The 722-nt window shown below is 32.3% G+C and carries 1 protein-coding gene; it reads left to right on the forward strand.

What is annotated here, in order from left to right:
- On the forward strand, window positions 1-693 hold a 693-nt coding region (locus HMPREF3241_RS05000; protein WP_070853496.1), incomplete at its 5' end, for an IS3 family transposase.
- Window positions 694-722 lie beyond the last annotated feature (29 nt).

Below are 722 nucleotides of genomic sequence, written 5' to 3' on the forward strand. Positions count from 1 at the left end.
ATTGAATTATGTAAAGCTAACCACTATACCTACGGTTATCGTAAGATTACAGCATTGATTAATCAATGTTATACATCACCAATTAATCATAAGAGAGTACAGAGAATGATGCAGAAGCATCATTTGAACTGCCGAGTTAGACCTAAAAAGACGACAAGAATAGGTAAACCGTATTATAAAACGGACAATTTATTACAAAGACAATTTAAAGCGAGTTGTCCAATGGAAGTATTAACAACCGATATTACTTATTTACCATTTGGTCATTCTATGTTGTATTTATCTTCGATAATGGATATTTATAACGGAGAAATTGTGGCGTATAAAATAGATGATAAACAAGACCAAAGTTTAGTTAATGATACATTAAATCAAATCGATATACCTGAGGGTTGTATATTACATAGTGATCAAGGCAGCGTTTATACATCTTATGCTTATTATCAATTGTGCGAAGAAAAAGGCATTATCAGAAGTATGTCCCGAAAGGGAACACCTGCCGATAACGCCCCGATAGAAAGTTTCCATTCCTCGCTAAAGTCTGAAACTTTTTACATCAATAATGAGCTTAATCGCTCTAATCATATTGTAATAGATATTGTCGAAAAGTACATTAAAAACTATAATAATAATCGAATTCAACAAAAACTAGGCTACTTAGCCCCTGTAAAATACAGAGAATTAATAGCCTAGAACATGGTGTTTTTATTAAGTTCCCGTTT

It is taken from the genome of Staphylococcus sp. HMSC34G04 (assembly GCF_001838765.1).
GTDB lineage: Bacteria > Bacillota > Bacilli > Staphylococcales > Staphylococcaceae > Staphylococcus > Staphylococcus epidermidis.